Origin of the sequence: Microbacterium sp. M (assembly GCF_045181065.1) — a bacterium.
In the GTDB taxonomy this organism is placed as follows: domain Bacteria; phylum Actinomycetota; class Actinomycetes; order Actinomycetales; family Microbacteriaceae; genus Microbacterium.
The window spans coordinates 503856-529426 of sequence record NZ_CP173721.1; the positions used below are offsets into that span (position 1 = coordinate 503856).

The 25571-nt window shown below is 68.7% G+C and carries 20 protein-coding genes; 12 read left to right on the forward strand and 8 right to left on the reverse strand.

Annotation, left to right across the window (positions count from 1 at the left end; genetic code table 11):
- Positions 1-285 precede the first annotated feature (285 nt).
- Positions 286-5988, forward strand: a complete 5703-nt coding sequence (gene pulA / locus ACI7YT_RS02370) for a pullulanase-type alpha-1,6-glucosidase (protein WP_406248804.1) — start codon at positions 286-288, stop codon at positions 5986-5988.
- Positions 5989-6162: 174 nt separating this feature from the next.
- Here pulA and ACI7YT_RS02375 read toward each other — a convergent pair whose 3' ends face one another.
- Positions 6163-9864, reverse strand: a complete 3702-nt coding sequence (locus ACI7YT_RS02375; protein ID WP_406248806.1) for a choice-of-anchor I family protein — start codon at positions 9862-9864, stop codon at positions 6163-6165.
- A 221-nt stretch (positions 9865-10085) separates the two neighbouring features.
- On the opposite strand from ACI7YT_RS02375, the gene ACI7YT_RS02380 reads away from it, so the two are divergent.
- The 5 genes from ACI7YT_RS02380 to ACI7YT_RS02400 all read left to right on the forward strand — a co-directional run bounded on the left by ACI7YT_RS02380 (position 10086) and on the right by ACI7YT_RS02400 (position 15052).
- On the forward strand, positions 10086-10532 hold the full coding sequence (locus ACI7YT_RS02380) for a hypothetical protein (RefSeq protein WP_406248808.1): 447 nt from the start codon (positions 10086-10088) through the stop codon (positions 10530-10532).
- Between the two features lie 81 nt (positions 10533-10613).
- The gene (locus tag ACI7YT_RS02385) at positions 10614-12116 is read left to right on the forward strand and encodes a CoA-acylating methylmalonate-semialdehyde dehydrogenase (protein WP_406248810.1); all 1503 of its coding nucleotides are present in this window, start codon (positions 10614-10616) and stop codon (positions 12114-12116) included.
- Positions 12117-12147: 31 nt separating this feature from the next.
- Positions 12148-13299, forward strand: coding sequence for an acyl-CoA dehydrogenase family protein (locus ACI7YT_RS02390; RefSeq protein ID WP_406248812.1), 1152 nt, complete (start codon positions 12148-12150; stop codon positions 13297-13299).
- A complete protein-coding gene (gene mmsB / locus ACI7YT_RS02395) occupies positions 13296-14180 on the forward strand; it encodes a 3-hydroxyisobutyrate dehydrogenase (RefSeq protein ID WP_406248814.1) in 885 nt (294 codons plus the stop codon). Before ACI7YT_RS02390 ends, mmsB begins: the two co-directional genes overlap by 4 nt.
- A 95-nt stretch (positions 14181-14275) precedes the next feature.
- The gene (locus ACI7YT_RS02400) at positions 14276-15052 is read left to right on the forward strand and encodes an enoyl-CoA hydratase-related protein (protein WP_406248816.1); all 777 of its coding nucleotides are present in this window, start codon (positions 14276-14278) and stop codon (positions 15050-15052) included.
- 12 nt (positions 15053-15064) lie between these two features.
- Here ACI7YT_RS02400 and ACI7YT_RS02405 read toward each other — a convergent pair whose 3' ends face one another.
- Genes ACI7YT_RS02405 through ACI7YT_RS02415 form a run of 3 tightly spaced genes read right to left on the reverse strand, consistent with a single transcriptional unit; the run spans position 15065 to position 16507 of the window.
- Positions 15065-15508 carry a YdeI/OmpD-associated family protein gene (locus ACI7YT_RS02405; protein ID WP_406248818.1) on the reverse strand — a complete coding sequence of 148 codons (444 nt, stop codon included), beginning with the start codon at positions 15506-15508 and terminating at the stop codon, positions 15065-15067.
- 10 nt (positions 15509-15518) lie between these two features.
- The gene (locus ACI7YT_RS02410; protein WP_406248820.1) at positions 15519-15974 is read right to left on the reverse strand and encodes an SRPBCC family protein; all 456 of its coding nucleotides are present in this window, start codon (positions 15972-15974) and stop codon (positions 15519-15521) included.
- Entirely contained in the window at positions 15971-16507 is a 537-nt protein-coding gene (locus ACI7YT_RS02415) for a MarR family winged helix-turn-helix transcriptional regulator (RefSeq protein ID WP_406248822.1), read from the reverse strand. Before ACI7YT_RS02415 ends, ACI7YT_RS02410 begins: the two co-directional genes overlap by 4 nt.
- 132 nt (positions 16508-16639) lie before the next feature.
- Here ACI7YT_RS02415 and ACI7YT_RS02420 point away from each other — a divergent pair, with 132 nt between their 5' ends.
- From ACI7YT_RS02420 to ACI7YT_RS02435, 4 genes are all read left to right on the forward strand, one after another.
- Positions 16640-17416: an electron transfer flavoprotein subunit beta/FixA family protein gene (locus tag ACI7YT_RS02420; RefSeq protein ID WP_406248824.1), complete on the forward strand. Its 777-nt coding sequence runs from the start codon at positions 16640-16642 to the stop codon at positions 17414-17416.
- Between the two features lie 2 nt (positions 17417-17418).
- Positions 17419-18390 carry an electron transfer flavoprotein subunit alpha/FixB family protein gene (locus ACI7YT_RS02425; protein ID WP_406248826.1) on the forward strand — a complete coding sequence of 324 codons (972 nt, stop codon included), beginning with the start codon at positions 17419-17421 and terminating at the stop codon, positions 18388-18390.
- A 169-nt stretch (positions 18391-18559) separates the two neighbouring features.
- Entirely contained in the window at positions 18560-20110 is a 1551-nt protein-coding gene (locus ACI7YT_RS02430) for a cytochrome b/b6 domain-containing protein (RefSeq protein ID WP_406248828.1), read from the forward strand.
- Positions 20111-20133: 23 nt separating this feature from the next.
- Positions 20134-21285: an acetyl-CoA C-acetyltransferase gene (locus ACI7YT_RS02435; protein WP_406248830.1), complete on the forward strand. Its 1152-nt coding sequence runs from the start codon at positions 20134-20136 to the stop codon at positions 21283-21285.
- Positions 21286-21329: 44 nt separating this feature from the next.
- On the opposite strand, the gene ACI7YT_RS02440 is transcribed toward ACI7YT_RS02435, so the two are convergent.
- Entirely contained in the window at positions 21330-21836 is a 507-nt protein-coding gene (locus ACI7YT_RS02440; RefSeq protein ID WP_406248831.1) for a GNAT family N-acetyltransferase, read from the reverse strand.
- 87 nt (positions 21837-21923) lie between these two features.
- Here ACI7YT_RS02440 and ACI7YT_RS02445 point away from each other — a divergent pair, with 87 nt between their 5' ends.
- A complete protein-coding gene (locus ACI7YT_RS02445) occupies positions 21924-22484 on the forward strand; it encodes a thioesterase family protein (RefSeq protein ID WP_406250474.1) in 561 nt (186 codons plus the stop codon).
- A gap of 26 nt (positions 22485-22510) precedes the next feature.
- Entirely contained in the window at positions 22511-23791 is a 1281-nt protein-coding gene (locus ACI7YT_RS02450; RefSeq protein WP_406248832.1) for a hypothetical protein, read from the forward strand.
- On the opposite strand, the gene ACI7YT_RS02455 is transcribed toward ACI7YT_RS02450, so the two are convergent.
- From ACI7YT_RS02455 to ACI7YT_RS02465, 3 genes are read right to left on the reverse strand one after another with little or no spacing between them, the layout of a single operon-like run.
- A complete protein-coding gene (locus ACI7YT_RS02455; RefSeq protein ID WP_406248834.1) occupies positions 23755-24303 on the reverse strand; it encodes a hypothetical protein in 549 nt (182 codons plus the stop codon). The genes ACI7YT_RS02450 and ACI7YT_RS02455 overlap by 37 nt on opposite strands.
- The gene (locus tag ACI7YT_RS02460) at positions 24300-24848 is read right to left on the reverse strand and encodes a hypothetical protein (protein ID WP_406248836.1); all 549 of its coding nucleotides are present in this window, start codon (positions 24846-24848) and stop codon (positions 24300-24302) included. Before ACI7YT_RS02460 ends, ACI7YT_RS02455 begins: the two co-directional genes overlap by 4 nt.
- The gene (locus tag ACI7YT_RS02465; protein ID WP_406248838.1) at positions 24845-25540 is read right to left on the reverse strand and encodes a hypothetical protein; all 696 of its coding nucleotides are present in this window, start codon (positions 25538-25540) and stop codon (positions 24845-24847) included. The genes ACI7YT_RS02460 and ACI7YT_RS02465 overlap by 4 nt, the downstream gene beginning before the upstream one ends.
- Positions 25541-25571: the final 31 nt, after the last annotated feature.

The following is a 25571-nucleotide window of genomic DNA, read 5'->3' on the forward strand; positions in this document are numbered from 1 at the left end:
GAGGCTCACCGCGGCGCGGAAAGTTCCTGACTACCCGTTCCGGTCTGATTCTTCCGCGCAAGAGCAGTTGTAATCGCCCGAAGTGTCCGGCGGGTGAACGCCGGTCGAACTTCGCACAATCGCACTGGAAGCGCTTGCGAGATAAGCGTCAGCACCTGTGGGCACGCCAGCTGTAGTCCGAGATATCGGATGGAAGCGCTTGCAGAATTTCGTGCGCGACTGCTAACTTCGGGTTCACAGCACCCGTGCACGTCGCCGTGCCCTCCGTCCCCCTGGGAGACTTTCGTGTCGAAGAAGACCGTTCAGCGCCGCACCGCCCTGGTCGCAGCCATAGCCCTCGCCGCCACCGGCATCAGCGCCGCCGGAGCCCTCGCCCCGGCATCCGCCGCCGAGCGCACGGTCGCCGTCGTCGGCGACCTGCAGTCCGAACTCGGCTGCGCCGCCGACTGGGCACCCGACTGCGCCGAGACCGAACTCGCCCCCACCGGGGCCGAGGGCGTCTACAGCGCCGAGTTCGAGGTCCCAGCCGGCACGTACGAGTACAAGGTCGCGCTCAATGACACGTGGGACGAGGCGTACGGTCTCGACGGCGGCGGCGACAACATCCCGCTCACGATCGAGGGCCCGTCGACCCTGCGCTTCACGTTCGACGACACCCTCAAGCGGGTCGGTCTCGAGGTCGTCGACCTCCGCGGCGGCTATGGTGACGACGACGCGGCGCTCGTGAATGCACCGGTCCGTCAGCCGGGCGACGGCGAGCAGTTCTACTTCGTGATGACCGACCGGTTCGCGAACGGCGACACGACCAACGACACCGGCGGTCTCACCGGCGACGCACTCGCCACCGGCTTCGACCCCACGAACAAGGGCTTCTACCAGGGCGGCGACATCGCGGGCCTCCACCAGAACCTCGACTACATCGAGGGACTCGGCACCACCGCGATCTGGCTCACCCCGAGCTTCGCCAACAAGCCGGTCCAGGGCGAGGGCGCGAACGCCAGCGCCGGCTACCACGGCTACTGGATCACCGACTTCACCCGCATCGACCCGCACCTGGGCACGAACGCGGAGCTGGAGGCTCTGATCGCCGACGCCCACGCGCGCGGCATCAAGGTCTACTTCGACATCATCACCAACCACACGGCAGACGTCATCGACTATGCCGAGAAGACCTACGACTACGTCGACCAGGCGACGAGTCCTTACACGGATGCCGCTGGCACCGCCTTCGACCCCGCCGACGTCGCGGGTTCCGCTGACTTCCCCGCGCTCGACCCCGCCACGAGCTTCCCGTACGCACCCGTCGTCACCGACGAGGACGCCAAGGTCCCCGCCTGGCTCAACGACCCCACGCTGTATCACAACCGCGGCAACTCGACCTGGTCGGGGGAGTCCGTCACCTACGGCGACTTCGACGGCCTGGACGACCTGATGACCGAGCATCCCACGGTCGTGAACGGCTTCGTCGAGGTCTACCAGGATTGGATCGACCTCGGCATCGACGGCTTCCGCATCGACACCGTCAAGCACGTGAACTTCGAGTTCTGGGAGCAGTGGTCGAAGGACGTCCTCGATTACGCGCACGCACAGGGCGACGACGACTTCTTCATGTTCGGCGAGGTCTACGACGCCGATCCGGTGAAGCTCTCGCCGTACGTGCGCAGGACCGACATGAACTCGGTGCTGGACTTCACCTTCCAATCCTCCGCGGTGAGCTTCGCGGCGGGCAACTCCGCCAAGGGGCTGCAGTCGCTGTTCGCCGGCGACGACTACTACACGACCGCCGACACCTCGTCGACCGCGCTGCCCACCTTCCTCGGCAACCACGACATGGGCCGCGTCGGCTCGTTCCTCGACGACCTCGACGCGCCGCTCGAGCGCGATGAGCTGGCGCACGAGCTGATGTTCCTCACCCGCGGCCAGCCCGTCGTCTACTACGGCGACGAGCAGGGCTTCACGGGCCCCGGCGGCGACAAGGACGCCCGCCAGACCCTGTTCGCCACCCAGGTCGACGAGTACGCGAACCAGAACCTCATCACGGGTGAGCAGGCCGGATCCGTCGACCGCTACGCCACCGATGCCCCGCTCTACGCGCATATCGCCGAGCTCTCGGCCCTGCGCACCGAGCACGCTGCCCTGTCCGACGGCGCGCAGATCGAGCGCTACGCGGCATCCGGCCCCGGCATCTACGCGTTCTCCCGCGTGGATGCCGAAGAGAAGGTCGAGTACCTCGTGGCGGTCAACAACGCCGCCACCACCCAGACCGTGGACGTCACGACCCTCACAGCCGACGCCGGCTTCGCCCCGCTCTACGGCGACGTGCCCGCGCTGACCACCGACCAGAGCGCCGCGACGAGTATCACGGTCCCCGCGCTGTCGGCCGCCGTCTGGAAGGCGGATGCCGCGGTCACCGCCCCGGCCGAAGCAGCGCCGATCACCCTCACCGTCCCCGCGGCGGGCGCCGGCATCAAGACCCAGGCCGCGGTCACGGCCGACATCGCCGACCAGTGGGCGCAGACGAGCTTCTCCTGGCGCGTCGCCGGATCGGACGAGTGGCACCCGCTCGGCACCGCCGAGGACACCGACCCGCGGGTCTTCCACGACCTGGGCGGCCTGAAGAACGGCACGCTGGTCGAGTACCGCGCGGTCTCGACGGATGCCGCAGGGCACCACGCCGCGGCATCCACCTATGCCTCCGTCGGCAACGCCGTGACCCTCACCGAAGAGGAGGAGCCGCAGCCGGGCTTCGACTCGGTGACGATCGCCGGCAGCCTGAACTCCGAGATGGGCTGCGCCGCTGACTGGGAGCCGGGCTGCGAGAAGGCGACGCTGACCCTGCGCGCCGACGGCGTCTGGGCCGGGACCTTCGACCTCCCCGCCGGCGACTACGAGTACAAGGCCGCCATCAACGGCAGCTGGAGCATCAACTACGGGCAGAACGGCATCCCCGACGGCACGAACATCGCGATCAGTCACGCGGGAGGACCGATCTCGTTCTACTTCGACCCCCGTACGAACATCGTGCAGTCCAGTGCCGAAGGACCCATCGTCACGCTCGCCGGATCCCTGCAGGATGAGCTCGGTTGCGCCGCCGACTGGTCTCCGGACTGCCTCGGCACGCTCATGGCCGACGGCGATCGCGACGGCGTCTACGAATTCTCGACCTCGGCGCTGCCGACCGGGGCATACGAACTGAAGGTCGCGCACGGTCTGAGCTGGGCCGAGAACTACGGCGCAGACGGCGTCCGCGACGGCGCGAACATCTCATTCAGTGCGACCGAGGGCAAGGTCACGTCGTTCCGGTACACGCTCGAGACCCACGTGCTCGAGATCGTGAGCGACGACCCTCCGGTCCCCGGCACCGGAGAGCAGCGCGCGCACTGGATCGACGAGACCACGATCGCGTGGCCCGCGAATCTCGGTGTCACCGACAGAGCCGCGTACGTGCTGCACTCGGCATCCGACGCCTCGCTCGCCCTGACGGACGGACAGGTCACCGGCGGCGACGCGATCGCCCTGACCGTCGACGGCACGCTGACCGAGGAGCAGACGGCGCGCTTCCCGGCGCTCGCCGGCTCCCTCGCGCTGAAGGTCTCCGACGCGGATGCCGCGGCCCTCGTCCGCACGCAGCTGGCCGTCTCCCAGTCCGGCGTGGACGGCACCGTCACGGCGTACACGGGCGTGCAGCTGCCCGGCGTGCTGGACGACCTCTACGCTTCGACGCTCGAAGACGTCGACCTCGGCGTGACCTTCCAAGGCAAGAAGCCGACGTTCCGGCTGTGGGCGCCGACCGCCCAGCAGGTGACCCTGTTGACCTGGAACGAGGGCGCTGGCGGAGACCCCGTCCGCCACGAAGCGACGTGGGATGAGGCATCCGGCGTCTGGCAGGTGAAGGGCGACAAGAAGCTGAAGAACGACGAGTTCCTGTGGGAGGTCGTCGTCTACGCGCCCAGCACCGGGAAGATCGAGACCAACCTCGTCACCGACCCGTACTCCACGGCGCTGACACTGAACTCGGAGCGCTCCGTCGCCGTCGACCTCGACGACAAGGCGTGGGAGCCGAAGATCTGGAAGAAGGCCGAGGCGCCGGAGGTCGAGCGCGCCGTCGACCGCGCGATCTACGAGCTGCACATTCGCGACTTCTCGATCGGCGACGAGTCGGTGCCGGAGGACAAGCGCGGCACCTACCTCGCCTTCGCCGAGGACAGCGCGGGCACGGATCAGCTGCGCGAGCTGGCGGATGCCGGCATCAACACCGTTCATCTGCTGCCGTCCTTCGACATCGCGACGATCGAGGAGGACCGCTCCGCCCAGGCCGTGCCCGCGTGCGACCTCGCATCGTTCGGCCCGGACTCCGCGGAGCAGCAGGCCTGCGTCGGCGCCGTCGCCGGAGCCGACGGCTTCAACTGGGGCTACGACCCGTACCACTACTCGGTGCCGGAGGGCTCGTACGCGGTGGACGCGGACGGGGGAGAGCGCGTGAGCGAGTTCCGCACCATGGTCGGCTCGCTCCACGACCTGGGGCTGCAGGTCGTGCTCGACGAGGTGTTCAACCACACTGCGGCATCCGGTCAGGCCGACACGTCCGTGCTCGACCGTGTCGTGCCCGGGTACTACCATCGCCTCAACGCGGCCGGTGCCGTCGAGACGAGCACGTGCTGCCAGAACGTGGCGACCGAGCACCTCGCCGCGCAGAAGCTCATGGTCGACTCGGTCGTGACGTGGGCGCGGGACTACAAGGTCGACGGATTCCGCTTCGACCTGATGGGCCACCATTCGAAGGCGAACATGCTCGCGGTCCGCGCGGCGCTCGATGAGCTGACCGTCAAGAAGGACGGCGTGGACGGGTCTGCCGTCTACCTGTACGGCGAGGGCTGGAACTTCGGAGAGGTGGCGGACAACGCCCTGTTCGAGCAGGCGACGCAGGGTCAGCTGGGCGGGACGGGCATCGGCACGTTCAACGACCGGCTGCGGGATGCCGTGCACGGCGGCAGCCCCGTCGATGGATCGTCCACCTTCCGTCAGGGATTCGGCACCGGGCTCGGCACCGATCCGAACGGCGACCCGATCAACGGCACGACCGAGCAGGCGCTGGCCGACCTCGGCCACGAGACGGATCTCGTGAAGCTGGGACTTGCCGGCAACCTGCGCGACTACGCGTTCACGACGAGCGACGGCGCCGTGACGGCGGGTGCCGACATCGACTATCGCGGTTCGCGGGCCGGCTACGCCGATGAGCCGGGCGAGGTCATCAACTACGTCGACGCGCACGACAACGAGACGCTGTACGACCTGTCGGTGCTGAAGCTGCCGACCGGCACGCCGATGGCGGATCGCGTCCGCATGAACACGCTGTCGCTCGCCACCGTGACGCTGTCGCAGTCGCCGTCGTTCTGGCACGCCGGTACCGAGCTGCTGCGCTCGAAGTCGCTGGATCGCAACAGCTACGACTCCGGTGACTGGTTCAACCGGATCGACTGGACCGGCCAGGAGTCGACGTTCGGTTCCGGCCTGCCGCCGGCCGCCGACAACGAGGACAAGTGGCCGATCATGGCGCCGCTGCTGGCGGATCCTGCTCTGAAGCCCGGTGCTGCCGACATCGCGGCGGCCGAAGCATCCGCTCTGGATCTCCTGCGCGTGCGCGACGAGGTCGACCTGCTGCAGCTGGGTTCTGCGGAGCTGATCGGCGAGAAGCTGACGTTCCCGAACAGCGGGACGGATGCCGCCCCTGGCGTCATCGTGATGCTCATCGACGACCTGGTGGGCGATGACGTCGACCCGGAGCTCGAGGGCGCGCTGGTCGTGTTCAACGCCTCGCCGTCGGAGATCTCGCAGACGGTGCCCGACCTCGCCGGCCGCGACTTCGCGCTGACGCCGGCCCAGGCGGACGGATCGGATGCCGTGGTGAAGGCGACGACCTGGGATGCCGGGACGGGCACGGTCACCGCCCCCGCCCGCTCGGTCGCCGTCCTGGTCGACGCGCAGTAGTCGCGGGTCGCCGCCGTCGGTACAGATGCACGACGCGGGAACGGATGCCGGGCCCGGAATCGATTTCCGGTCGTGCATCTGTTCCCGCGTCGTGCAGGTGGTACCCGCGACGGGCGGGGAGACGACATCGCCCCGCCCCTCGAATCCGAGAGGCGGGGCGAAGTCGGTGTGCGATCAGCCGGCGATCACGCCGCGGCGACGCGTCACGAACAACACCGCACCGGCGGTGAGCAGTGCAGCGGCGCCGAGGGCGATGCCCCACGGGGCAGCGGCACCCGTCGTCGCCAGGCCGCCCGCGGCGGTCACGGTGAGCGAGACCTCGATCGGCTCCAGATCACCCGACGTGATCTCGAGCGTGTGCGCACCAGGGGCGAAGTCCGCCGGGATCGCGACGGCGAAGGTCACGGCGCCGGATGCGTCGGCAGCCGGGATGCCGTCGATCACGATCGGATCGCTGTGCAGTGTCGCGGCGATCTGCTGGCCCTGCTCCAGACCGGAGACCGACACCGTGACGGTGCCGCCCTGTTCGACGCTGGTGGACGACAGGGACACGGTGGCCCAGGCATCCGAACCAGGCTCGGTCGGCTCCGTCGGGCCCGTCGGAGCCGGCGTCGGAGTCGGCTCGGTCGATCCGTCGGACACGACGGCTCGACCCAGCTCTGCCGGGGCGACCGGGCTGTTCGCCGCGAAGTACGCGACCGTGGCCGTCAGGTCGACCTGGCCGGTGTCGGTGCGGTCGGTGCCCTCGGCGAAGGTGGTGATGTTGTCGCCACCGGCGGCCAGGAAGGAGTTCGTCACGACGGTGTACTCCGCCGCGGGGTCGATCTCCGCGCCCTCGAACGACATCGAGAGGATGCGCTCGCCACGCGGAGCCTCCGGGTCGTACTCGTAGCTGAAGCCCTCCGAGACGCCCAGGTGCAGCTTCGGTCGCTCCGAGCCGTCGGGCTGCCACTGCTCCTCGAGGACGCTCTTCAGCTGTGCGCCGGTGAGCGTCACCGTCACGAGCGTGTTCGCGAACGGCTGGACCGCCGCGACGTCACGGTAGGTGAGCGTCCCGTCGGCTCCGTAGAGCAGGTCGGCGCGCAGGCCACCGGGGTTCATGATGCCGATCTGCGCCGGGGTTCCGGCGTAGTCCTGGTTGGACGTCGCCCACAGGTACAGATCGGCGACCGTGTTGCCGAGCGTCGACTCGACGCCGCGGTCGGCGCCTGCCGGCTCGCCGCCGCGCAGGATGTCGGCGGTGATCGAGCCCACCTCGACCGAGCCCTCCTCCTCGGCGACGGCCTGCGCGGCCGCGACGATCTCGGCGACCTCGGGGTCGGCCGGGTAGGCGGCCACGCCGTCCACGACCAGCGGCACCAGGGACGCGTCGATCGAGACGAGCTCCTTCGAGGCGGTGTCGACCGAGATGTCGAGCTTGCCCAGGGTCGTGCCGTACTGATGCGCCTGGATGACCGGGCGCTCGATGCCCGAGGGCCCCTCGATGAGGCAGGAGTAGGTCTGGTGCGTGTGAGCGGAGACGATCGCGTCGATCTCGGCCGACGAATCGTGCACCAGTGCGCCGAAGTCGCTCGTGTCCGCGGCCACGGCCTCGCATTCCGATTCCGCTGCGCCGGTGTGCGACAGCAGCACGATCACGTCAGCGGCATCCGTCTCGGTGATCTCCGCGGCGACCCGGTTCGCAGCCTCCAGCTGGTCGCCGAACTCGATGTCGGCGATGCCGGTCGGGGTGACCATCGCCGCCGTGTCGGCGGTGACGGTGCCGATGAACGCGACGCGTACGCCGTCGATCTCCTCGACCCGGTACTCCTCGAGCGCCGGGGTGTCGGTGTCCTTGAGGTAGACGTTGGCGCCCAGGCCGAACTGTCCGCCGCCGAAGCGGGGCAGCACGCGGTCGGTGAGGTCGGCGAAGCCCTGGTCGAACTCGTGGTTGCCGACGGTGCTGACATCCAGGCCCGCCGCCGCGAGGGCGTCGATGGTCGGGTTGTCGTCGTCGATGAACGACGTGAAGGTCGAGGCGCCGATGTTGTCGCCGGCGGAGACGAACAGCGTGTTCGGGTTCTCGGCCTCGAACGAGTCGACGGCACCGGCCAGGACGGCGGCTCCCGCCTCGCCGCCGGAGAGATTCTCCTCGATGCGGCCGTGGAAGTCGTTGATCGTCAGTACCTGGATGTCCGTCGTCGTGCTGTCATCCGCTGATTCGATGGCGAACAGCGTGGTCGTGCCTGATACCTCGTTGGCGACGGCCAGCATCGGCTCGCCGGTCGCGGATTCGGATGCCGGGATGAACGCCAGCCCCTCGACGCCCAGGTCTCCCGCCGATGACAGGACGGATGCCGGGTCGTCGGCATCTTCGACCGAGACCGAGAAGTCGCGGTTGTTGATGTACGTCACGTAGGTCGACGCTGCCGGATCCGTGATGTCGAACACCGCCACACCGCCGACGCGCTCGAAGCCGATGAACGCGTAGGTGCGCCCGTCGACCTCTCCGACGGTCACGCTCTCCGGCTCCGGCCCCTTGTCGTCGCTGCGGCCCTCGAGGTTCGACTCGCTGTGATTCGAGTTGAAGAACTCGGGGGCGGCCTCGGCCGTGATCTGCTCGAACGCGTCACCGGAGTCGAAGACCTGCTCGCCATCGGTGGTCCAGATCGAGAAGGAGCGCCCGCCGAACGCGTACAGCTCGTCGTAGCAGCCCTCGGCCTCGTTGAAGCCGTTCTCGATCGTGACGTTCAGGCGGCCGAGGTCGGCGTCGCCGGTGAGCGAAGCCAGGTTCTCGCAGACCGGTCCGTAGCCGTCCGTCTCGAGATCCTTGACGCGGCTCGGCTCGGCGTAGTCGCCCCACTCGCGGGCATCGCCCTCGTTCGCCGTCACGAGGTAGGTCGTGCCGCCGGCGGTGTAGGAGTCGAGCCCGTCGGGCATGTAGATGCCCTTCAGTCCTTCGAACGTGCGGATGTCGACGGCGTCGTCCTTGTCGCTCGCATCCAGGCCGTTGCCCTCGATCGAGTGATCCTTGAAGCCGAGCGAGAAGACATCCGTGACCGTCGCGGACGCGATGTCCACGACGGCGACGGCGTTGGCCTCCTGCAGGGCGGTGTATGCCGTGCCGCCGTCGATCGCGATGTACTCGGGCTCGAGATTGCGGCTGACCGGAAGATCGCTCTCCGGAGTCGGGCCGAACACGCGCACGTCCGCGGGCAACGGCTTCGCGCCGCCCTCCTCGAACGCGTGGAAGTCGGCGATGCGCACGGCGTCCTGCGCCGGCGCCGCGACGGCTTCCGGAAGCGTCACGACGGCGACCGAACCCTCCGGGTCGCTCGTGAAGTCGTCGGACGGCTCGCCCTCGTTCGCGACGACGGCGTGGTCACCGGCATCCGAGATGGTGACCATGTCCGGCAGGGAGCCCACCGTCACCTGGCCGAGGATCGCGGATGCCGCGTCCGTCGCGTTCGCGTCGAAGAAGACGAGGTGGCCCGCGTCGGTCTTGACCGGAGCTTCGAAGGCGATGACGCCGAGGCCGTCTTCGCGAACGGCGACGGAGTTCGCGACTCCGTCCGATTCGATCGAGAACAGCGGCGCGATCGCCGACGGGTCCGACTGGTCGAGGACGCTCACCGAGCCGGCCTTGGCGTTCACGACGAACAGCCGATCGCCATGCGCCTGGACGATCTCGGCCGCTGATTCGTCGAAGACTCCCGTCTCGAACGAGCCGAGCGGTGACAGGCTGATCGCCGCGTCGTCGGCGGAGTGGACGATCGGAGCGGGCACGATCGCCGCCTGAGCGGCGGTGACCGCGATGAGCGGCGTGAGCGCGAGCGCGCACGTGAGGGTGGCTGCGGACGTCGTCCAGACGGCGCGCCGGGAGGGTGCAGAAGGCATCTTTTCCTCGGGTGTTCGGGGATGGATGATCGCGGCGCAGCCGCGCGGGTCGCGGGTGACGACTGCCATCAGGTCTATCCACCGCAGATGGCGTCGGGGTGAACGATCGGAGAACGTCCTGCGCGCCACTCGCCCTGCACAAGTGCGTGTGCGGGTGGGAGTTGTCCACAGGTCGCGGAATTGCGCGAACTGACGTGCGGCGATCAGGCGATCATCGCCTCATGACTGACGCGAACACGACTCTCAAAGACCTGATCCTCGACCACGACGACGACCTGCGCGACCTGCTGCACGTGCTGCTCCGGCAGGCGAACCGCCGCCAGATGTGGCTCATGTTCATCGACGAGTACGGGCGCCTCGGCGACCCGCTCATGCCGATGGACGACTACCCGGAGGATCCGCACGAAGAGGTGGAGGTCGACGACCTCGGGCCGGTCGACCAGGCGCACCTCCTCATGCATCGCAGCGGCATGCTCCGCGAAGCGACCGGCAACGCGAGTGTCGTGCTCGTCTGGGAACGGGTGGGCCCCAGCACGCTGGATGACGACGATCGCGCGTGGGCGAGCGCGATGGCCGATGCGGCTTCGTCGCTCGAGGTTCCGCTGCGGGCGCAGTTCCTGCTGCACAACCGCGGCATCCGCCAACTGCATCCGGATGACTATCTCTGATTACTAGGACGCCCTAGTAAATCCGTGAGGGGCAAAGTAAGCTTTCCTTGTGCCAATGGTGGCACGAAGGGACTTCGCACAATGACTCGCACCATCCCCCATTTCGTAGGCGGATCGCTCCTGACCCCGGACTCCGGGCGCTTCACCGACGTGTTCGACCCCAGCACGGGAGCCGTTCAGGCCCGTGTGCCGCTCGCGAGCGCCGATGAGGTCCGCCGCGTGATCGCGAACGCCGAGGCGGCGCAGCCCGGGTGGGCCGCGACCAACCCGCAGAAGCGCGCCCGCGTGCTGATGCGCTTCCTCGACCTCGTGCACCGGGACATGGACGACCTCGCGCGGCTGCTCTCCGCCGAGCACGGCAAGACCTTCGACGATGCGAAGGGTGACATCCAGCGCGGTCTCGACGTCATCGAGTTCGCCGTCGGCGCGCCGCACCTGCTCAAGGGCGAGTACTCCACCGAGGCGGGGACGGGCATCGACGTGTACTCGCTGCGTCAGCCGCTCGGCGTGGTCGCCGGCATCACGCCGTTCAACTTCCCGGCGATGATTCCGCTGTGGAAGGCGGGCCCTGCGATCGCCGCAGGCAACGCCTTCGTACTCAAGCCGAGCGAGCGCGACCCGTCGGTTCCGGTCCGACTCGCGGAGCTGTTCTTCGAGGCCGGTCTGCCGGAGGGCATCCTCAACGTCGTCCACGGCGACAAGGAGGCCGTCGATGCGCTGCTGGAGGACGACCGTGTCAAGGCGATCGGCTTCGTCGGCTCCACGCCGATCGCCGAGTACATCTACGCCACGGCCGCCGCGCACGGCAAGCGCGCGCAGTGCTTCGGCGGCGCGAAGAACCACCTCGTCGTCATGCCGGACGCCGACCTCGACCAGGTCGTCGACGCTCTCATCGGTTCCGGCTACGGTTCGGCGGGGGAGCGCTGCATGGCGATCTCGGTCGCGGTGCCGGTCGGAGACGACACGGCTGATGCCCTCGCGGCGAAGCTCACCGAGCGCGTCGCTCAGCTGCGGATCGGGCCGTCGCTCGCGGAGGGCGTCGACTACGGACCGCTCATCACGCGTGCTGCCGTCGACCGCGTCACCGACTGCATCCAGCAGGGTGTGGACGCCGGGGCCACCCTCCTCGCCGACGGCCGAGGCCTCGTCGTCGACGGGTATGAGGAGGGGTTCTACCTCGGACCCACGCTGTTCGACCATGTCACGACCGAGATGTCGATCTACCGCGAGGAGATCTTCGGTCCCGTGCTCGTGATCGCGCGGGCGCGCGACTACGAGCAGGCGCTGGCGATGGCATCCGATCACGAGTACGGCAACGGCGTCGGCATCTTCACCCGCGACGGCGACGCCGCCCGTGACTTCGCCGCTCGCGTGAACGTCGGGATGGTCGGGGTGAACGTGCCGATCCCTGTGCCGCTCGGCTACTACACGTTCGGCGGCTGGAAGCGCAGCGGGTTCGGCGACCTGAACCAGCACGGACCGGATTCCTTCCGCTTCTACACGAAGACCAAGACCGTGACGAGTCGCTGGCCGGCGCACGGCGTCCGCGACGGAGCCAGTTTCGTCATGCCCACCACCCGCTGATCCCCATCCGCTGATCCCACAAGGAGCATCGATGACCCTCATCACCACCACGACCGAGGAACGCCAGGCCATCCTGCAGGCGGTCAGGGAGTTCACCGAGACCGAGCTCGCTCCGTTCGCCCAGGAGCGCGACGAGCACCACATCTTCCCGCGTGAGAGTCTTCAGCTCGCGGGAGAGCTGGGCTTGGGCGGCGTCTACGCCAGTGAGGACTTCGGCGGCACCGGATTGTCGCGCACCGACACGGTCGCCATCTTCGAAGAGCTGGCCAAGGGCGATCCGGCCGTCGCCGCCTACATCTCAATCCACAACATGGTGGTCGGCATGATCGACCGCTACGGCGACGAGTCGCAGCGGTCGCACTGGCTGCCGATCCTGACCGCGATGACCGGCTTCGGGGGCTACTGCCTGACCGAACCGGGTGCGGGATCCGACGCCGCCGCCATAGCCACCAGCGCGATCCGCGACGGCGACGAGTACGTGCTCACCGGTGTGAAGCAGTTCATCTCCGGCGCGGGCGAGGCGGCCGTCTACGTCGTGATGGCACGCACCGGCGACGCGGGAGCGCGGGGCATCACGGCGTTCCTCGTCGCGGGTGACGCCGAAGGGCTGAGCTTCGGGGCCCCCGAGAAGAAGATGGGCTGGCACGCCCAGCCGACCAGGCAGGTGATCCTCGACGAGGTGCGGGTGCCGGTGTCTGCACGGCTCGGCGACGAGGGCGGCGGTTTCAAGATCGCGATGTCGGCTCTCAACGGCGGGCGCCTGAACATCGCCGCCTGTTCCCTGGGCGGCGCGCAATGGGCCCTGGACAAGGCGATCCGATACGTGCACGAGCGCTTCACGTTCGGCGAGCCGCTCGCGGACAAGCAGAGCATCGTGTTCGCGATCGCCGACATGCGGGCGCAACTGCATGCCGCGCGGCTCATGGTGCAGGACGCCGCGGCCGCCGTCGACTCCGGTGACGAGGACGCATCGGTGCGGTGCGCGATGGCCAAGCGCTTCGCGACCGATGCCGGGTTCGATGTCGCCAACCGCGCGCTCCAATTGCACGGTGGGTACGGATATCTGCAGGACTACGGCATCGAGAAGGTGGTGCGCGACCTCCGCGTGCACCAGATCCTGGAAGGGACGAACGAGATCATGCAGCTCATCGTCGGACGCGAGACCCTGAAGGTCGCGTCATGAGAATCGCATTCCTCGGCCTCGGTCACATGGGCTTGCCGATGGCGCACAACCTCATCGACGCCGGTCACGAGGTCACCGGCTTCGATGTGGTTCCTCAGGCGCGCGACGCCGCGTCGGCAGCCGGGATCCCCATCTCCGATTCCGGAACGGATGCCGCGGCATCCGCCGAGGTCGTCATCACGATGTTCCCCGCAGGCGTACACGTGCTGTCGGCCTATCGAGAGGGCCTGCTCGATGCGGCGCCGGCGGGGACGCTGTTCATCGAGTCGTCCACGATCGCGGTCGCCGACGCGCAGGAGGCGCATGCGCTCGCCGTCGCCGCCGGACATCGACAGGTCGACGCCCCCGTCTCCGGTGGCGTCGTGGGGGCGGAGAGCGCGACGCTGGCCTTCATGGTGGGCGGATCGGACGACGACTTCGCCGCGGCGCAGCCGATCCTCCAGCACATGGGCAAGCGCATCGTGCACTGCGGCGGTCCAGGGCTCGGACAGGCCGCGAAGGTCTGCAACAACATGATCCTCGGGGTGTCGCAGATCGTGGTCGGCGAGGCGTTCGTGCTCGCCGAGCGCCTCGGCCTCAGCCACGAGGCCCTGTACGAGGTCGCGTCGAACGCATCCGGTCAGTGCTGGGCGCTGTCGACGAATTGCCCGGTGCCGGGGCCGGTGCCCACGAGCCCGGCGAACCGCGACTACCAGCCCGGTTTCGCCGGTGCGCTGATGTCGAAGGATCTGGGACTCGCGCTCGAGGCGATCGAGCAGACCGGTACCGACGCTCGCCTCGGGCGCCTCGCGCAGGAGATCTACGCCGCCTATGCAGCAGGCGACGGTGCGAAGCGCGACTTCTCCGGCATCATCGCCGACATCCGCGACGGCTCCGTGTGAGGATCGTCTCGAGCGTTCGAATCGCCGAATGACCGGTCTCGACGCATTTCTGCCGTCATTCGAGCGATTCGAAACCGGCGAGTGAGGAGGCTCCCATGAGCGAGTACGAGACGATCCTGGTCGAACAGCGCGGCCGCGTCGGATGGATCACGCTGAACCGACCGCACGCTCTGAACGCCCTGAACGGGCAGGTCGCCGACGAGGTGACGGCCGCCGCGGTCGCATTCGACGCGGATGACGGGATCGGCGCGATCGTCGTCACCGGGAGCGAGAAGGCGTTCGCGGCCGGCGCAGACATCAAGGAGATGGAGTCGATGACGGCATCCGAGATGCTCGCCACCGACCACTTCGGCGCCTGGAACAACTTCGCCGCGGTCCGCACGCCCGTCATCGCAGCCGTCAGCGGCTTCGCGCTGGGCGGCGGGTGCGAGCTGGCGATGATGTGCGACATTATTCTCGCCGCCGACACTGCGAAGTTCGGGCAGCCGGAGATCAACCTCGGCGTCATCCCCGGCATGGGCGGGACGCAGCGGCTGATCCGCGCGGTCGGGTACTACAAGGCCGCCGAACTCGTGCTCTCGGGCCGGCTGATCGGCGCGGAGGAGGCCGAGCGTGCCGGGCTGGTGTCGCGGGTGGTCCCGGCATCCGAGCTGCTCGCCGAGGCGTCGACGCTGGCCGAGACGATCGCGTCCAAGTCCCTGCCGAGCATCTACGCGGCCAAAGCCGCGCTGGATGCCGCGATGGAGACGACCCTCGCAGAGGGCCTCGCACACGAGAAGCAGGCGTTCGCCGCCCTGTTCGACACCGCGGACCAGAAGGAGGGCATGGCGGCCTTCCGCGAGAAGCGCGCGCCGCGGTTCACGAACAGCTGAGCCCGCCGCGCGTCAGGCGCGCAGCGCGGCGAGCACCTTCTCGACGCGACGGGTGCGGGTCTCGTCCGTCTTCGCCTCGGCGACCTGGCGCGCCTGCTCCTTGCGCTTCGAGTACGACAGGGCGTCGAAGGCGGCGCGCAGCCCGGCATCCGCATCGAGCGCGTCGGCGAGGGCCGGCGGAATCTCGACCTCGCGCTCCGCCGTGTCGACCGTGATCGTGACGTCGATCTCCTGGTCCTTCTCGAGACCCATCTCGGCACGGGCGGCCTGGCTGAATCCGATCAGATTCCGCCCACCCATCCGGGCCAGGCGGAGCCGGATGCTGCGGTCGCCGAAGGAGACGACCACGGGAAACACCTTGCCGGCGCCGAAGGCGGCGACCTGCTCGTCGGTGAGCACGATCGCGGCGGCCGGCCCGCTCGATTCGAGGATGGTGTGCAGGCGCAGCTCTGTCATGCCCGACAGATTACGCGTGCTCGACCTCGGCGGCCAGGATGGCTCCGCGCTCGTCGATCAGCCGCCGCATGTATTCGCGCATGAACAGCCGGTCGACGAGTGCGCCGATCGGCCCGAAAGGAGAGCGCAGTGTGATCGTGTCGCGCATCAGCGTGCCGTCCGGATGCTCCTCGAAATCGTGCTCGTGCCGGAAGATCGCGAACGGGCCATTGATCTGGCGGTCGCTGAATCCGTGCGGCGGGTCGAGATCGAAGACGACGGAGGTCAGTCGGAACGGGATGCCGAAGTGCCGCGCGCGCCAGGTCACGGTCGCCCCCTCGGTGAAGACCCCGCCCTCGGGTCCGGCGACCATCGTCTCGCCGTATCGCGCCATCGTCCGCACATGCAGCTGCGGGTCGAGGGATGCCGCGTACACCCGCGCCGGTGCCGCGCGGATGACGCGTTGGACGACGAAGGAGGGCGTCACAGCGGATCGGGCTGCGGGCGGGGGTCGGTGAAGTCCCCGGCATCCTTGCGCAGGCGTGCGACGATGCCGACCAGATCTGCCGCATCCTCGGGGCTGATGCCTGGGTCGGCGAAGACCTCGGTGTTCAGCGCCCTGGTCGCCCGCTCCACGAGTTCGCGGCCCGCATCGGTGAGCGCGAGCATCGCCGCTCGGCCATCGTGCGGATGCGGTTCGCGCAGGATCAGGCCGTCGCGCACCAGCCGGTCGGCCGTGCTGGTGACCGTCGTCGCGTGCACCTGCAGGCGCGACACCACGCTCGACAGCGGCAGGCGTCCACGACGGCTGAACGCGAGCAGGCGCAGCACCTCGTAGCGGGCGAACGACAGCTCGAAGGGCTTGAGCGCGGCGTCGACCCTGGCCAGCAGCAGCTGCTGCGCCCTCATCACCGAGATGACGACGGTCATGCCCTCCGCGGCATCCGTCCAGCCGTGCGCGAGCCATTGCCGCTTCGCCTCGGCGAGCGGATCGATCGGCAGGGGTCGATGCTGGGCCACGCATCCACGGTACTCGGCCCTGCCGCCGAGTCGGTGCGGCGCGCTACGCTCGGATCGTGGAGCGCTCGACGGTCGTCGGCGGTGAGACTCAGTCTCACCGGACTAGAATCGAAGTGTCGTGAGGAGCAATCGATGAAGATCTTCGTCCTGGTCAAAGAGGTGCCGGACACCTACGGCGATCGCAAGCTGAATCTGGAGACCGGCCTGGCCGATCGTGCGGCGGGCGATGTCGTCCTGGACGAGATCACCGAGCGTGCGCTCGAGGTCGCGCTCAGCTACGCGGACAAGAGCGAGGGCACCGAGGTCGTCGCCCTGTCGATGGCGCCCGAGTCATCCACGGCTTCCGTACGACGCGCCCTCGCGATCGGCGCCGGGTCAGCCGTGCATGTCGCGGACGAGCAGCTCGTCGGCGCCGACCTGGGTCTCACAGCCGAGGTCCTCGCCGCCGCGATCCGCCGCGGCGAACCCGACCTGGTCATCACGGGCAACCTCTCCACCGACGGATCCGCCGGCGTCATCCCGGCGATGCTCGCCGAGCATCTCGGCTTCGCGCAGGCGACGGCGCTGAGCGCGGTGGAGATCAGCGCCGACGGCATCGCCGGCACGAGGGCCGCGGATGCCGGATCGCAGGCGGTCTCGGCATCGCTTCCGGCGGTCATCTCGATCACCGAGGCGCTGCCCGACGCACGCTTCCCGAACTTCAAGGGCATCATGGCGGCCAAGAAGAAGCCGCTCGAGGTGCTTTCGCTCGCCGATCTGGGTGTCTCAGCGGACGCGGGCGCTGCTCCGCGGACCATCATGACCTCGGTCTCGGAGAAGCCTCCGCGCGCGGCGGGCATCAAGATCACAGATGAGGGGGATGCCGCACAGCAGCTGGTCGACTTCCTCGTGCAGAACAGGCTGGTGTGAGCATGGGCTACCCCGAGAACCCGATCCTCGTCCTCGTCGACGTCACGCCGGCCGGTGATGCCGCCGGCAGCACGGCCGCTCTGATCGGCGCGGCGTCGTCCGTCGGCAGCCCGGTCGCGCTCGTCCCCGGCGGATCGCAGAGCGCTGTGGATGCCGCGGCCGCCGCCGGAGCGTCCGTCGTGCTCACCGCCGCGGTCGACGACACCGCGCTGGTCGTGCCGCTCGTCGACGCCCTGCAGGCGGCCTTCGAGAAGGTGTCTCCGGATGCCGTGCTCATCTCCAACTCGATCACAGGGCGCGACGTCGCCGGCCGACTCGCGGTGCGCACGCGCAACGCCGTCTCCGTGGATGCGATCGGGGTCTCCCGTGACGACGAGGGCATCGTGGCGCACCACTCCGTCTACGGCGGTGCGTACCTGGTGGATTCCGCGCCGACCTACGGCGCTCCGATCATCACCGTGCGCCAGGGCGCCGTCGACACGCGCGCGGAAGCGGTGGCGTCGCCGACCGTCGAAGAGCTCTCCGTGACGGGTTCCGGCGCACCGGCCGCCACGGCCGGTCCGATCGAGGCCGTCGAAGTCGCCTCCTCCCGGCCTGACCTGCGCGGCGCGGCGCGCGTCGTGTCGGGTGGACGAGGCCTGGGCTCGAAGGATCAGTTCGCCCTGGTGGAGCAACTGGCCGACGCACTGGGTGCGGCGGTGGGCGCTTCTCGCGCGGCCGTGGATGCCGGATACATCCCGTACGCCCATCAAGTGGGACAGACCGGTGTCTCGGTGTCGCCGCAGCTGTACATCGCTCTCGGCATCTCCGGGGCGATCCAGCACCGCGCCGGCATGCAGACCGCCAAGACGATCGTCGCGATCAACAAGGACGGCGAGGCGCCGATCTTCGAGATCGCCGACTTCGGCATCGTCGGAGACGTGTTCGCCGTCGTGCCGCAATTGATCGAGGCCCTCGAAGCCCGAGGGAAGTAGTCGGATGCTGCGTCGCGGACTGCCACGCGTGCCGGGTGGAGAGCCCTGGCCTCCGGGCGATGTGCCCACCTCGCTCGTCGAGGCGCCGGTCGCCGCGTCCGTCGTTTCCACGTCGGGGGCCGACACGCCAGATGTCGGACAACCCCGCGAAGAACGTCCGACAAGTGACGTGTCGGCCCCCGGAGTGAACGCCGCGGCCACCGCCACGGCGTCTGCCGCGACCGGCCCGCTGCGTCGCGGCCTCCCGCGTGCACCCGGTGGCGAGCCCTGGCCTCCCGCGGATTCGGCGGTCACCACGAAGGCGAGTGTCGCCGCGGCGTCGGCCTCTGGCGATACCGGGACGTCGGTTCGGAACGAGGCGACGGCCGCGGTTGCTGCGACGGCGGGCACCGCCGCAGCGACGACCAGCGCGGCAGCACGTGCCGACACGTCGAATGCCCCCTCGCCCGTGACCGGGCCGGAGCCTGCGGCGGTCCACGAGCGGGACACCGCATCGAGTTCGGTGCGCCGAGGGCTGCCCCGCACGCCCGGTGGGGAGCCCTGGCCTCCGGCAGGCATCGCGCTCGCACCGCGTGTGCCGGCCGACGCGCCGACGGGCGCTGCACCGATGTCTCCCGCCCCACCCGCCGTCTCCACGATTCCGGGGGCCGACACGCCAGATGTCGGACCGATCGGCGATGAACGTCCGACAGGTGGTGTGTCGGCCCCCCAAGTGGTGGCGTCGGCCAACGCCGCGCGCGACGTCTCCGTCCCGCTCGCGGTCCCGCGCACCGTCTGGAACGGCCTCGCCCCGAGGCATGCGCCGGCCTCGGCATCCGAAGCGAAGAGGCGTCCGACGTGGACCCAGGCCATCGCCGGTCTCCTCGGCCTCGCGGGCCTCGGCATCCTCGGCATCGCCGCCATCGCATTCGTCCGGACGATCCTCAGCACCCCGGTCATGGGGGACTTCCTCGCCGCCTTCCCCGGCGAGTACCACCTGCCGGAAGGCACGCAGCCGGGGATTCCCGGATGGGTGGGCTGGCAGCACTTCTTCAACATGTTCCTGATGGTGCTGATCATCCGCACCGGTCTCACGGTGCGGGCCGAGAAGCGTCCGACGGTGTTCTGGACCTCAAGGCGCAACCCCAAGTACAAGATCAGTCTCACGCTGTGGCTGCACCAGGCGCTGGATGTGCTCTGGCTCGTCAACGGCGTGATCTTCATCGTGCTGCTGTTCACGACAGGGCACTGGGTGCGGGTCGTTCCGACCAGCTGGGAGGTCTTCCCCAACGCGCTCTCGGCCGGCCTGCAGTACCTATCGCTGGACTGGCCGACCGAGAACGGCTGGGCGAATTACAACAGCCTGCAGCAGCTGGCCTACTTCACGACGATCTTCCTCGCAGCCCCGCTCGCCACCATCACCGGTGTGCGGATGTCGGGCATCTGGCCGAAGAACGCCGAGCGCCTCAACCAGGCGTACCCGGTCGAGTGGGCTCGCGCAGTGCACTTCCCTGTGATGATCTACTTCATCGCGTTCATCGTCGTGCACGTGATCCTCGTGATGGCGACGGGCGCTCTGCGCAACCTGAATCACATGTACGCCTCGCAGGATCTCGTCAGTTGGACCGGGTTCTGGGTGTTCATCGCGTCCCTCGCGGTGATCGGCATCGGCTGGTTCGCCGCGCGCCCGCTGATCATCGCCCCGATCGCGAAGGGCTTCGGGAACGTCTCAGGGCGCTGAATCCGACGATCACGGAGGACAACATGGCAGAGGCATACATCGTCGACGCGGTCCGTTCGCCGGTCGGCAAGCGGGGCGGTTCGCTCTCCGGCATCCATCCGGCCGACCTCGGAGCGCACAGCCTGCGCGCGCTCGTCGACCGAGTCGGCGTGGATCCGGCCGCGATCGATGACGTCATCATCGGAGCGATCGACGCGATCGGCGGCCAGGCCGGCAACGTCGGGCGCACGGCTGTGCTGGTCGCCGGGTTCCCCGAGCACGTGCCGGGCGTGACGATCGACCGCCAGTGCGGATCGAGTCAGCAGGCCGTGCACTTCGCCGCACAGGCCGTCATGAGCGGGACCGCGGATCTCGTGATCGCCGGTGGGCTGCAGAACATGTCGCAACTGCCCATCCTGTCGTCGGCCGCCGCCGGTGAGGCGTACGGGTTCACCACCCCGTACGCTGAGTCGCCCGGCTGGCAGGCGAGATACGGCGGCCTCGAGATCTCGCAGTTCGCCGGCGCCGAGCTGATCGCCGAGAATTGGGACATCACGCGGGAGGCGATGGAGCAGTACGCACTCGAGAGCCACCGCCGTGCCGCCGTCGCGCAGGACGACGGGCGCTTCGACCAGGAGATCGTGCCGCTGAACGGACTCGCGACGGATGAGGGCGTCCGCCGCGACACGACTCTCGAGCGGATGGCGGGCCTGCAGCCGCTGCGTCCGGGTGGCCGTCTGACCGCGGCGGTCGCCTCGCAGATCAGTGATGCATCGAGTGCCGTGCTCATCGCCGGCGAACAGGCGGTGAAGGATCACGGGCTCACGCCGCGCGCCCGCATCCATCATCTGTCGGTGCGCGGGGATGACCCCGTCTTCATGCTCACCGCGCCGATCCCTGCCACCCGGCACGCGCTGGCGCGCGCAGGAATGACGATCGACGACATCGACCTTTTCGAGGTCAACGAGGCCTTCGCCTCGGTCGTGCTCACATGGATGCAGGAGACCGGCGCACCCCACGAGAGGGTGAACGTCAACGGAGGCGCGATCGCCCTCGGGCATCCGATCGGTGCGACGGGAACCCGCCTGATGGCGACGATGCTCAGCGAGCTCGAGCGCACCGGCGGCCGCTACGGGCTGCAGACGATGTGCGAGGGCGGCGGCGTCGCGAACGTCACGATCCTCGAACGCCTCTGATCCCGGCATCCCTCGTGTGACGCCGGGATGCCGTGGCGACCGGCTCAGCGGACGAAGCGGACCTCGGTCAGCGTCTCGCCGAGGAAGGGCTCGGTGTGCGAGGCGCCATCGAGATGGAAGCCGTTGCGCGTGTAGAAGCGGTGCGCGCGCGGGTTGTCTCCGGCGACCCACAGGTACAGCGGCTCATCCTTCTCCACGGCGGCATCGAACAGCTTCTGCCCGAGACCGGTGGAGTGCCAGGCATCCAGGAGGTAGATGAAGTAGAGCTCGCGATTCGCGGGAGCATCCTTGTCGCGCGCAGGGCCCGAACCGACGAAGCCGACGATCTCTCCGTCGACGAGCGCTGCGCTCATCTTGAACTCGGGGCCCTGGATGGCCCAGTGGGTCCACAGCTCGGCGAGTCGCCGGGGTGAGACCTTCTCGAGTGCTGCCTTGCTGATCAGGTGGTCGTAGGTCTCGTGCCAGCACTGTGCGTGCACACGACCCAGAGCCTCCGCGTCCACATCACGGACCGGACGGACGATGACTTCTGGCTGGGCTTCGGCGCTCATGCCCGTGACTCTACGCGCGGGTCGGGAGAACCGGAAATCTACGCTCTGTAGAAGAACCTGCTCATGATCGGGGTACGCTCGCACCTTGTGAACGTGATCTGGCGGACCCTGCTCGTGATGTGGAGCGCACGGCGTCGTGTGCGACGCGAAGGACGCATCGCGCCGACCGAGGTCGGCCGCATTCGGCTGACCACGCTGCCGACGGACATCGACGTCCTGCGGCACATGAACAACGGCCGCTACCTCTCGTTGTTCGATCTCGGCCGCTGGGATCTGCTCGTGCGCACCGGCATGAGCGATGTCATGAAGCGCAACGGCTGGTACGCGGTGGTCTCGGCCGAGACCGTGACGTTCCGCAAGTCGCTCGAACTCTGGCAGCGCTTCGACATCGAGTCGCGGCTGCTCGGTCACGACGACAAGGCGATCTACATGGAGCATCGGGCCGTCGTCGGCGGCGAGATCTACGCCAGGGTGATCGTCAGGGCACGGATGCTCAAGAGAAGCGGCGGGACGCTCTCGCACCAGGAGCTGTTCGCCGCGGTCGGTCGCCCGGAGGGCATCCCTGACGTCGAGCCGTGGATGCACGAGTGGGCCGCCGCGTCCGCGCTGCCGTCGACGCGCGCCGAGGCGCCCAGCGTCTGGTCGTGACGCGGCACGAGCGCTAACGTGGCTTCGTGCTGACCCTCCTCTCCTCGACGTGGCGCGTGCTCGCCGGGCATTGGCCCGCGCTCGTGGCGTGGTACCTTGCGGGGTATCTGCTCCACTTCGGTCTGATCCAGCTCGCCGGCTACGTCGGCGCGTTCACGCCCACCGGCGGCATCCTGCTGCTTCCTTTGGCGATCCTCGCGCGACTGGTCGCGTTCGTCGCGATGTTCCTCGTCGTCCGCGACGGGCTGCGCGAGCTGCAGACGATCGCGCCCGTGCCGCAGGCGGCATCCGAACGGCGTGAGACCTTCCTGAACACGCTGCTCGCCAGCATCCTGCCGTTCTTCGCGGTGTACGCGGCCTGGGGGATGCTGCAGGACGACGTGATCGCGTACGACTTCCGTGCACTCCAGGTGCGCAGCGACATCAGCTGGCAGGCCATCGCGAACCAGACTGAAGCGCCGACCGGTGGGGTGGGCAGCAACCTGACGCTGGATGCGATCACCGGTGTGCTGATCGTCCTGGCGTTCGCCGGGCGATGGGCGTGGAAGAAGTGGCCGAAGAAGCTCCCGGCTCCGTTCTCCGTGGTGGCGGTGTACCTCGAGGCCGTCTGGGTGCTCCTCTCGATCATCGTCATCAAGGACGCCCTGGAAGGGGTGAACGCCTGGGTTGACACCCGCGTCGGCATCCAGTGGGCGCTCGATTTCCGCGAGTGGGTGAGCGCGCAGCTCGTCCCCGTCGCGTGGGTGTGGGACGGCCTCGAGTGGTTCATCGGGCAGCTCGCCGGGCTCGTGGTCGAACCTCTCGCCTGGCTCGCGATCGCCGGCGTGATCTACGGCCAGGCCATCGCCGCCGAGAAGCCCAAGCTCGACATCGCGCTGTACAAGCGCGCACGTACGCAGGCGGAGAAGGTCCCCACGCTGCTGCGTCGGATGCTGGGGCAGCTCGGCGCCGAGTTCGCGTCGCGCTTCACCCCGATCATCGACGCGATCGTGCTGATGTGGCGTGCCGGACCGCTTCTCATCGGGACGTACATCCTGCTCTACACGATCGTGCTCGCCGGTGACACGACGTTGAGTTACCTCGTGACCAGGGTCATCGGGCCGCAGAGCCGCGTCGATTTCTGGTTGGTCGTCAACGACGCGCTGACCCTGTGCCTCGCTCTCGTCATCGAGCCCATCCGCATCAGCGTCGTCGCGGGCGCCTACGACACCTCACTCGGCGCGCTGCGCCGGCATCGGATGGTCGAAGCCGCGACCACGCCGACGGGCGGTCAGGGCTCGACCGAGAACCTGATGAACGAGGGGTAGGAATTGATCTCGGCCACCTCGACCCAGAACGGTCCCTCTGCATCCGCGGGCACGATGTAGCCCACGAAGATCTCGTACGGGACTATCGGGCCCGGGTCGCCGTTCTCGTCAACCTCGGGTGTCGTGCAGCTGGACGGCTCCTCGTACGTGTCGGTGATGCCGAGTGCGGTGTTCATCTGACCCCAGCGCCGGCCGGTGTCCTGCTCCACCAAGACGGGCGAGAAGCAGGACGGCGAGTCGCCATGCGGGTCCACCGGCACGGCCACGGCGATCACCCGGGCATCCGACGGTGCTGGAAGCTCGTCGACGTCGGTGATGTCGACAGCCCGCACCGGACCCCACGTGGCGTCGGCGAGTTCGGCGGTCTCTCCCTCGGCGGCATTCACGGGAACGGTCGGCTCGTACAGGTAGTACCGCGACCACGCAACGCCCACGAGTGTCGCGGTCGTCACGGCGACGAGGACCGCCAAAGCGATGAGAGCGAGGCGGTTGCGCCGCCACCAGCCGGTCATGGGTGGGTCCAATCGGTCTCGCGCACCTCGGCATCCGCGACCGGCGTGAGGGCGCCGAGGTCGATCTCGAGTTCGGCGACCGAATCGGCCCTGGTGTCCTCCTTCGCGGAGAGCTGGAGGACGCCGGTGCTGGTGCGGGCTTCCTCGGGGAGTTCGAACGCGAGTGCTCCGCTCTGCGAGACGCCCGTCACCAGTTGCGTCGACAGGAAGGACGGCACGCGCTCGCTCGCACGGAACGACTGATCGTCGATGACCAGCGTTGCGCCTTTGAAGCTCATTCCGAACTGGTCGAGGTTCGCCTCGGCATCCAACTCGACCACCAGCCAGGTGCCCTCGGCACTCCAGCCGTTCGCGGCCGACACCGCGTCGGCGATTGTCACATCGTGCACCGTCACGGAGAAGTCGCGGCCGGCGGCCTGCTCGCCGATCGTCACCGGGACGACGAAGGGCTCGGCGGACGCGCTGTCGTCGGGCGTGATGAGCGCCACCAGCCACGCGGCGATCAAAAGCGCGGCGGTGACCAGCCACGGGATCGCGCGCTTCATTCCTCGACCCCCGCACCGACGTCCTCGACGGCGAGCGTGGCGTGCGCACCGATCACTTCGTCTTCCCAGTACTCGCCGTAGATGAAGAATTCCCCGGTGTATTCGGTCGCGGTGGGCAGCGCCATGCGGACGTCTTCGCCGTCGGCGAAGTCGGAGGCAGGAACCGCCCACGTCAGCACCAGCTGCGCGGGCACCCCGGGCTGCAGCCACGGATCACGGGTCGTATCGTCGTAACGAGCTACGGTCGGCGCGATGTCGGGCACGTCCTCGACGCGGATCGCGTTGAGCGATCCCTTCCCCGTGCTCGACGGGCGCGCCGCGTCGTCGACGTTCGTGACATCCATGATGACCACGAGCAGGCGTTCGCCCTCCTCCGGGCGGACACCGGTCTCGTTGAGTTCATCGATGAGCACCGCGCGCTGCGGCGTCATCTCGATGCCGGCCCCGGTGAAGGTGTCTCCGGCACCGAGCTCGGGCAGCGGCGGCTCTGGGACGGCCTCGAGGCCGCCGAACCCAGCGGTGGTGCCGAGGATAAGCACGGTCGCGGCGCCCCCGATCCACTTCGTGGAGACCCGGGAGGTGACGGCGGAGACCCATTTCTTCGGCTGGGCATCCGTTCCTGCAGGCGCCGTCGAGGACGCGGCCGCCAAGGCGGCGTCGACCGCCCCCTGCGCTGCCCCCGACCGAGTCACGGCAACATCCTAGAGTTCCGCGTGGGTCATG